This window comes from Streptomyces sp. NPDC058964, assembly GCF_042741275.1.
In the GTDB taxonomy this organism is placed as follows: Bacteria; Actinomycetota; Actinomycetes; order Streptomycetales; family Streptomycetaceae; genus Streptomyces.
Map to the genome: position 1 here is coordinate 308 of NZ_JBHYKH010000159.1, position 8,491 is coordinate 8,798.

The following is an 8,491-nucleotide window of genomic DNA, read 5'->3' on the forward strand; positions in this document are numbered from 1 at the left end:
CGGCCGGGTTTTGGCTCCCCCCCCCCCACATACGATCCGGCGAGCGTCGAGGCGCGCCGCTCCAGCGTCGCCAGCACGCTCCGGCCCCACGTCACGTTCGTCCGTTCCAGTGCCAGTCCGCCCAGCAGCGTCAGGTACGGGCCGACACGCTCGGCCGTGGCGAGGTACTCCTCCTCGGTACGGCCGTCCAGCATGCGTTCCCGCATGCGCTCGAAACGGGCCAGCTTGGCGGCGGACCGCTCCACGCGTTCGCGGATCCCGGCCCGTACGGCCGCCAGGTCGCCGACGTCCACGCACTGGACCTTGACCATCAGCTCGTCCCGGATGGCCATGGGTTTGCTGGAGGTCTCGGCCGTGTAGGCGTGCACGGCCTCGCGGCCGGCCCGGGTGAGGGTGAAGAGCCGTTTGTTGGGCCTGCGTTCCTGCTGCACCAGGCGCGCGGAGACGAGTCCCTCGCTCTCCATCCGCTCGAGTTCGCGGTAGATCTGCTGCGGCGTGGCCATCCAGAAGTTGGCGACCGAGGCCCCGAACCCCTTCGCGAGGTCGTATCCGGAGGCCTCACCCTCCAGAAGCGCGGCCATCACCGCGTTGCGCAGAGCCATGACCTCAACCTAACAGCTCGTTGATCAGCGGAGGGGGCGAGTGCCGGGGAGCCCGGGTCAGCAGGGTCCCTCGGCGAGCGCGTTCACCGGAAGCAGTGCGGGGCGCTTGGCCCGGCGGCCGTCGCCGGAGGAGCGGCCGCGGACCCGGCGGACGAGCCAGGGCCCCAGGAAGGAGCCGAGCCAGCGGAGTTCGGCGCCCGCGGCCCGCAGGCCCGAGGGCACCGGTGCGTCCGGAAGGGGCCGCGTCCAGCTGTCGTCGCTGCCCGGCAGTTCGAGGGCGTGGGCGACCGCGGCCGCGATGCGCGCGTGACCGAGCGGACCGGCGTGCAGCCGGTCGGAACTCCAGAGCCGGGGATCGGTCACCACCGCATGGTGGGACGTCTCGGCCAGGACGACACCGTGACGCCGGGCGGCCTCCCGGATGCGGTCGTTGAGCGCGTGCACCCGGGGGGCGAGGGGACGGGCCAGCGGGGTGATCCGGGAGATGTCGGGGAAGGTGAGGGTCGCCACCCGGGCGCCCTGTCCGGTCAGCGCGGCGAACATCGCCTCCAGCTGGCCGCCCACCGCGTCGGCGTCGAAGCGGGGGCGCAGTACGTCGTTCACCCCCGCGACCACGGTGGCGAGGTCCGGCCGCAGCGCGAGCGCCGGCGCGAGCTGTTCGGCCCGTACCTCCGAGGCCAGTCGGCCGCGCACGGCCAGGTTGGGGATCCGCAGGTCCGGGCTCTGGCCCGCCAGCCGTTCGGCCAGCCGGTCGGCCCACCCGCGCAGCCCGCTGCCGTCGTCGCCGTCACCGAGGCCCTCGGTCTGGCTGTCGCCCAGGGCGACGTACCGCAGATACCCACCGGACGGCATCGGCCTGCCACCTTTCCCCATGGACACCTAAGCGACTAAGTGCGTAGTTGACTATAGCAGCGGGGGCGACGGAGGCGGCCGGACCGCTCTCGCGGGTCCGGCCGCCAGGTGTGCGGGCTCAGGCGATCTCGACCAGGAGGTCGCCGCCCTCCACCTGCTGGACGCGGTTGATGGCCAGCCGCGACACCCGGCCCGCCTTCGGGGCGGTGATGGTGGCCTCCATCTTCATCGCCTCGATGGTGGCGACCGTGGCGCCCGCCTGCACCTCGTCGCCCTCGGCGACCGCGAGGGTCACCACACCGGCGAACGGTGCCGCGACGTGGCCGGGGTTGGCGCGGTCGGCCTTCTCGGTGACCGGCACGTCGGAGGCCGCCGCCCTGTCGCGCACCTGAATGGGCCGTAGCTGGCCGTTGAGCGTGGACATCACGGTGCGCATACCGCGCTCGTCGGCCTCGCCGACGGCCTGGAGCTCGATCAGGAGCCGTACGCCCTGCTCCAGGTCGACGGCGTACTCCTTGGCGGGACGCAGACCGTAGAAGAAGTCCTTGCTGTCCAGGACGCTGGTGTCGCCGTACGCCTGGCGGTGGGTGTCGAACTCGCGCGTCGGGCCGGGGAACAGGAGCCGGTTGAGCGTCGTACGCGGGGACTTCTCCAGGCCCTCGCGGTCCTCGTCCGTCAGCTCCTGTACGGGCTTGGCGTCGGCGCGCCCCTGGAGCGCCTTGGTGCGGAACGGCTCCGGCCAGCCGCCGGGCGGAGTACCCAGCTCACCGCGCAGGAAACCGATGACGGAGTCGGGGATGTCGTAGCGGTCGGGCGTCGACTCGAAGTCCTCCGGCTTCACTCCCGCGCCGACCAGGTGCAGGGCGAGGTCACCGACCACCTTCGAGGACGGGGTCACCTTGACCAGGCGGCCCAGGATCCGGTCGGCGGCGGCGTACATCGCCTCGATGTCCTCGAAGCGGTCGCCGAGGCCCAGGGCGACCGCCTGGGTACGCAGATTGGACAACTGGCCGCCGGGGATCTCGTGGTGGTAGACGCGTCCGGTCGGGGAGGCGAGGCCCGCCTCGAACGGCGCGTAGATGCGGCGGACGCTCTCCCAGTACGGCTCCAGGTCCCCGACGGCCTGGAGGTCCAGGCCGGTGGGGCGCTCGGAGTGGTCGGTCGCGGCGACCAGCGCCGACAGCGACGGCTGCGAGGTCGTCCCCGCCATCGACGCCACCGCGCCGTCCACCGCGTCCGCGCCCGCCTGGACAGCTGCGAGGTAGGTGGCGAGCTGGCCGCCCGCGGTGTCGTGGGTGTGCAGATGCACCGGGAGGTCGAACTCGCGGCGCAGCGCCGACACGAGCTTGGCCGCGGCCGGGGCGCGCAGCAGGCCGGCCATGTCCTTGACGGCCAGGACGTGGGCGCCCGCCTCGACGATCTGCTCGGCGAGCCGGAGGTAGTAGTCGAGGGTGTAGAGGCGCTCGTTCGGGTTGGACAGGTCGGAGGTGTAGCAGAGGGCGACCTCGGCGACCGCGGTGCCGGTCTCCCGTACGGCGTCGATGGCGGGGCGCATCTGGCCGACGTCGTTGAGGGCGTCGAAGATCCGGAAGATGTCGATGCCGGTGGCGGCGGCCTCCTGGACGAAGGCGTCGGTCACCTCGGTCGGGTAGGGCGTGTAGCCGACGGTGTTGCGGCCGCGCAGCAGCATCTGCAGACAGATGTTGGGGACCGCCTCGCGCAGCGCGGCCAGCCGCTCCCAGGGGTCTTCGGCCAGGAAGCGCAGGGCGACGTCGTAGGTGGCGCCGCCCCAGCACTCCAGGGACAGCAGCTCGGGCAGGGTCCGCGCGACGGCGGGGGCGACGGCGAGCAGGTCCTTGGTGCGCACCCGGGTGGCGAGCAGCGACTGGTGGGCGTCGCGGAAGGTGGTGTCGGTGACCCCGATGGTCGGCGACTCGCGCAGCCAGCGGGCGAAGCCGTCGGGGCCGAGGTCCACGAGCCGCTGCCGGGAGCCCGCGGGCACTTCGCCGGCGGGCAGCACGGGCAGTTTGGAGACCGGGTCGATCAGCTCGGGCCGCTCGCCGTGCGGCTTGTTCACCGTGATGTCGGCGAGGTACGTGAGCAGCTTGGTGCCACGGTCGGCGGAGGAGCGCGCGGTGAGCAGGTGCGGCCGCTCCTCGATGAACGAGGTCGTGACCCGCCCGGCCTGGAAGTCCGGGTCGTCGAGGACGGCCTGCAGGAACGGGATGTTGGTGGCGACGCCGCGAATGCGGAACTCGGCGACGGCACGCCGGGCCCGGCCGATCGCGGCCTTCAGGTCCCGGCCCCGGCAGGTGAGTTTGACCAGCATCGAGTCGAAGTGGGCGCTGATCTCCGTACCCGCGTGCGTGGTGCCGCCGTCGAGGCGGATGCCCGAGCCGCCCGGGGAGCGGTAGGCGCTGATGCGGCCGGTGTCCGGGCGGAAGCCGTTGGCCGGGTCCTCGGTGGTGATACGGCACTGCAGCGCGGCTCCGCGCAGGGTCACGGTCTCCTGTGAGAGTCCGAGGTCGGCCAGTGTCTCGCCGGAGGCGATCCTCAACTGGGCCTGCACCAGGTCGACGTCGGTGACCTCCTCGGTCACGGTGTGCTCGACCTGGATGCGCGGGTTCATCTCGATGAAGACGTGGTTGCCGTCCCGGTCGAGCAGGAACTCCACGGTGCCCGCGTTGCGGTAGCCGATCTCGCGGGCGAAGCGCACGGCGTCGGCGCAGATGCGGTCGCGCAGCTCGGGGGCGAGGTTGGGCGCGGGCGCGAGCTCGATCACCTTCTGGTGGCGGCGCTGGAGCGAACAGTCGCGCTCGAACAGGTGGATGACGTTGCCGTCCCCGTCGGCCAGGATCTGCACCTCGATGTGGCGCGGATCCACGACCGCCTTCTCCAGGAAGACGGTCGGGTCGCCGAACGCGGACGCCGCCTCGCGGGACGCCGCCTCGATGGACTCGCGCAGCAGAGCGGGGTCCTCCACGCGGCGCATACCGCGCCCGCCGCCCCCGGCGACCGCCTTGACGAACACCGGGAAGCCGATCTCCTCGGCGGCGCGGACCAGTTCGTCGATGTCGTTGGAGGGCGCCGAGGAGCCGAGCACGGGGACACCGGCCGCGCGGGCCGCGGCCACCGCGCGCGCCTTGTTTCCGGTGAGCTCCAGGGTCTGGGCGCTCGGCCCCACGAAGGTGATGCCCGCCTCCTCGCAGGCACGGGCCAGTTCGGGGTTCTCGGAGAGGAAGCCGTAGCCCGGGTAGACCGCGTCGGCTCCCGCCCTGCGCGCCGCGCCGACGATCTCCTCGACGGAGAGGTAAGCCCGCACGGGATGCCCCGGCTCTCCGATCTCGTAGGCCTCGTCCGCCTTCAAGCGGTGCAGCGAATTGCGGTCCTCGTAAGGAAAGACGGCTACTGTGCGCGCGCCCAGCTCATAGCCTGCGCGGAACGCGCGAATCGCGATCTCGCCACGGTTGGCGACCAGCACCTTGCGGAACATTCTCGATCCCTTCAGCCTGCCGGCGACGAACACCATGGTGTCGGCCATCCCCCTGCCGTGCCACGCGGCCACGTTAGGGGCGGGGCGGTGGATCGCTGAAGGCGGGAAACATCACATTGACATGAACCGCGCAGCACTCCGCGAGCAAAGAACACGTATGGTCTAGTCCAAAGAGTCCTTTGGTCTAGTCCAACTTATTGACGTGAGCGCAACAGCTCCCGGAGGGTGGGGCAACTCCCCCACCCCTCTGGAGGCAGTCAGTGAGACGTCTTCGCGCATGCCTGGGTGCGGCTGCCGCCGTCGCGCTCGCCGCCGCGGGCACGACCGCGCTCGTCGCGGGCAACGCCTCGGGCGCGACCACCGCGCTCGGCAACCGGTGGTACGCCGCCGCCCCCTACCTGATGCCCCTGGACAACGACCCGCCGGACGCGGCCGCCATCATGGACGCCACCGGCCTCAAGGCGTTCCAGCTCGCCTTCGTCCTCGCTCCCAACGGCGGCGGATGCTCCCCCACATGGGGCGGCACGGCCCCGGTCTCCTCCGACACCGCCGTCCGGTCGGTGATCGACACCATCCGTGCCAAGGGCGGGGACGTCTCCGTCTCGATCGGCGGGTACGGCGGCACGAAGCTGGGCCAGGCATGCTCGGACGCGGCCGCCACGGCGGCGGCCTACCAGCAGGTCATCACCAAGTACGGACTGCACGCCATCGACTTCGACCTGGAGGAGCCGGAGTACGAGAACACCGCGGCCATCAGGAACGAGATCGGCGCCGCCAAGATCCTGCAGCAGAACAACCCCGGCCTCTACGTCTCCGTCACCACGGCCGGCACGGCCGACGGCACCGGCTGGTTCGGCAAGCAGATGCTGCTGGAGGCGAAGTCCCAGGGGTTCACCCCGAACAACTTCTCCATCATGCCGTTCGACGGTGGATTCAACGGTGCCGCGAGTCAGACCGCCGCACTCACCAGCTTCAACACGATCCTGCAGTCCACCTTCGGCTGGGACCAGGCCACCGCCTACGCCCACGAGGGCTTCTCCGGGATGAACGGCCGCAGCGACACCGGCGAGTACTTCAGCCAGGCCGACTTCCAGACCGTGCTGGACTACGCCACGAGCCACAACATGGACCGCTTCACCTTCTGGTCCCTCAACCGCGACCGCCAGTGCACCCCCGCGGACAACGGCGGCCGCACCTCCGGCACGTGCTCCAGCGTGGCCCAGGACTCGTGGGACTTCGCCAAGTACTCGGTGAAGTTCGCCGGGGCCACCCCGCCGACCTCCACGCCCACTCCCACCCCCACGCCGACACCCCCGGGCAGCTCGTGCAAGCCGGCCTGGAGCTCCACCGCCGTCTACACGAACGGCGACGAGGTCTCCTACGGCAAGCACAACTGGAAGGCCAAGTGGTGGACCCAGAACGAAGTGCCGGGCGCCGCCGAATGGGGCCCCTGGCAGGACGAGGGCGCCTGCTGAGGAGTCCGGCCGTCAGGGTACGTCGCCACGCCAGTCGTAGCGGCGGACGTCGCTGGGCCGGGGCGCGTACAGGGCCCGGCCGCCGGGTCCGTAGCGGCCTATCTCCGTCACCAGCGCCACCTGCTCCCCCGGCGGCCGCACGGGCCGGCCGGTGACGTCCAGCAGCAGTCCGTCCAGCGGGCCCCCGACCAGCTGCACATAGGTGTGGCCGGGCCGGGGGCCCGCGTCGTCGTGGTCCGCCCCGTACACCCTGCCGCGCATGAACTCCTGCTCATCCATGGTGTGCAGACTCGCAGGCGCCACTGACAACGGACCCGGGGTACGCGGACTCGGTGACCTTGCCGAGCGGGTCGACGAGCACTAGCAGGGGGGCACCGGAGACCGCCAAGTTCTGACGTTCCGGGATTCACGGGTTTCACGAGATTCCCGGGATTCGCGGAAGAGGTTCCTGCCGATTCTCGTCGGAGACGGTTCGAGAGGGACGAACACCCGTGCGAAGAAGGCGGTGGAGATCCGCGGTTCGGTGATGCTTCCCTCGACCCGGGCGGCCGGACTCGGCAGCGTGTCCCCGGCAGTCCCCGGGAGCCGCCGGCGGCGCTCCTGGAGCAGTCCCAGGACGAGGGCCGTGCCCACTGCGATCAGATGCTCACGGCCGGCCAGGTTGGGCACCGCGATCGACTCCCACACCATCGACCCGCCGGTCAGCGCGAACACGACGGGCGCGCGCCGGATGACCGAGATGTAGGTGAACAGACCGACCACCGCCGCGGACGGCCCGGTGTCGAGCACCTTTCCGCACTCGGGCGGCAGCCCCAGTCCCCACCAGCCGGGACCGATCGCGATCATCAACCGGGCGGTGAGCGTCCCGGCCAGGGTGGTGACGTACGCGACGGTCAGGGTCCTGGTGCGGCCGATCGTGAGCTCGGCCAGGGCGAAGGCGAGGAACAGCTGTGTGATGCCCGCCCACACCGGCAGATCGAGCGCCGGGACGTACAGCGACACCGGGGTGCGCAGGAGGGACAGCCACAGAGGCAGATCGGCCGTGACGCCCCCGAGCAGCCACACCGTCCTCGCTCCGGCCGGCCGCTGGGCGAGGTGGTGGAGGAGGATGACCCCGATCGCGGTCACGAACGCCAGACAGAGCCCCGAGACCCCGCGCCGCCGCAGCTGCCGCACGGGGTCGACGACGATCCCCCGTAACTCCCCCCACAGCACCCGGCCCACGCACGACGCGACGCGCGCGACCACGGAAGACGAACCCACGGCCGGTCCCACATCCATGAACTCCCCCTCGCAGGGGCTGTCCACAGGTCACGTCCGCCTCCCGCGACCGTATAGACGTGTGGATCATCCTCGGGGTTGTTTTTCGCCCCGTTCCGTCCGTCATGCCCTCGAGGTGCAGTCGAACAAAAGATCACATAACGTGGAAATCGGAGTTTTCCAGGGTGTTCCTCTCCCGTGTCGTGAGGTCCGGCGGTCCTTCCCCGTCACCGCAGGAATCAACGCACCTTCAGGAGACAACATGGCCACGGATCGAGCCGAACCCCGCCCTGCCACGGTCTACGCACTCGCCGCAATACGGCTCGTCGACGGCGCCGCCGGACTGCTGGCACCCGACCTGCTCATCCGGCGTTTCGACCCCGACCGCGAACCGCCCAGCCCGGCTGCCGTCTACGCCTTCCGGCTCTTCGGAATCCGGACGATCCTGCTCGGTCTCGCCCTGCTGGCCCATGACGGCGAGCAGTTGCGGCAGGACCTGTCCGAGGGAGTGCTCATCCACGGAAGCGACACCGCGACCGCGGTCATGCTCGGCATCAGCGGCCAGATCCCGCGCCGCACCGCGGTGCTGACCACCCTCATCTCGGCAGCCAACACGGCCCTCGCCGCGTCCTCGCTCGTCAACCCCCTCAAGGCCCAGCGGACGTGACCGCGGAGCCGGGCACCGCTCCCCCCGAAGAGACGGGCTTCGACCACGTCGTCGGCGGCGGCGCGGGCGGCGGACCGCTCGCGGGCGACCTCGCGGCCGCGGGGCGCACAGCGGTGCTCGTCGCGGGCGCCTCCCCCGCTTC

7 protein-coding genes are annotated in these 8,491 nt (G+C 71.2%); 2 read left to right on the top strand and 5 right to left on the bottom strand.

Going from position 1 to position 8,491, the window contains the following annotated elements; all coding sequences use genetic code 11:
• The 3 genes from ACFW2E_RS20740 to ACFW2E_RS20750 all read right to left on the bottom strand — a co-directional run.
• Nucleotides 1–602 (bottom strand): PadR family transcriptional regulator (locus ACFW2E_RS20740; RefSeq protein WP_384468438.1); only part of this gene is annotated, 602 nt, incomplete at its 3' end.
• Between the two features lie 57 nt (nucleotides 603–659).
• On the bottom strand, nucleotides 660–1,454 hold the full coding sequence (locus tag ACFW2E_RS20745; protein ID WP_384468440.1) for an SGNH/GDSL hydrolase family protein: 795 nt from the start codon (nucleotides 1,452–1,454) through the stop codon (nucleotides 660–662).
• A gap of 118 nt (nucleotides 1,455–1,572) precedes the next feature.
• Nucleotides 1,573–4,947 carry a pyruvate carboxylase gene (locus ACFW2E_RS20750; RefSeq protein ID WP_384468461.1) on the bottom strand — a complete coding sequence of 1,125 codons (3,375 nt, stop codon included), beginning with the start codon at nucleotides 4,945–4,947 and terminating at the stop codon, nucleotides 1,573–1,575.
• 260 nt (nucleotides 4,948–5,207) lie between these two features.
• On the opposite strand from ACFW2E_RS20750, the gene ACFW2E_RS20755 reads away from it, so the two are divergent.
• On the top strand, nucleotides 5,208–6,422 hold the full coding sequence (locus ACFW2E_RS20755) for a carbohydrate-binding protein (protein WP_384468442.1): 1,215 nt from the start codon (nucleotides 5,208–5,210) through the stop codon (nucleotides 6,420–6,422).
• A gap of 12 nt (nucleotides 6,423–6,434) precedes the next feature.
• Here ACFW2E_RS20755 and ACFW2E_RS20760 read toward each other — a convergent pair whose 3' ends face one another.
• On the bottom strand, nucleotides 6,435–6,701 hold the full coding sequence (locus ACFW2E_RS20760; RefSeq protein WP_384468443.1) for a hypothetical protein: 267 nt from the start codon (nucleotides 6,699–6,701) through the stop codon (nucleotides 6,435–6,437).
• An 81-nt stretch (nucleotides 6,702–6,782) separates the two neighbouring features.
• On the bottom strand, nucleotides 6,783–7,703 hold the full coding sequence (locus ACFW2E_RS20765; RefSeq protein WP_384468445.1) for a hypothetical protein: 921 nt from the start codon (nucleotides 7,701–7,703) through the stop codon (nucleotides 6,783–6,785).
• A 241-nt stretch (nucleotides 7,704–7,944) separates the two neighbouring features.
• Between ACFW2E_RS20765 and ACFW2E_RS20770 the strand changes: the two genes are divergently transcribed.
• Entirely contained in the window at nucleotides 7,945–8,349 is a 405-nt protein-coding gene (locus ACFW2E_RS20770) for a hypothetical protein (protein WP_384468447.1), read from the top strand.
• Nucleotides 8,350–8,491: the final 142 nt, after the last annotated feature.

Bases quoted from the DNA above. Each gene is read 5' to 3' on its own strand.
- ACFW2E_RS20750 (WP_384468461.1), bottom strand. From the start codon at position 4,947: ATGTTCCGCAAGGTGCTGGTCGCCAACCGTGGCGAGATCGCGATTCGC.
- ACFW2E_RS20760 (WP_384468443.1), bottom strand. From the start codon at position 6,701: ATGGATGAGCAGGAGTTCATGCGCGGCAGGGTGTACGGGGCGGACCAC.
- ACFW2E_RS20745 (WP_384468440.1), bottom strand. From the start codon at position 1,454: ATGCCGTCCGGTGGGTATCTGCGGTACGTCGCCCTGGGCGACAGCCAG.
- ACFW2E_RS20765 (WP_384468445.1), bottom strand. From the start codon at position 7,703: ATGGATGTGGGACCGGCCGTGGGTTCGTCTTCCGTGGTCGCGCGCGTC.
- ACFW2E_RS20770 (WP_384468447.1), top strand. From the start codon at position 7,945: ATGGCCACGGATCGAGCCGAACCCCGCCCTGCCACGGTCTACGCACTC.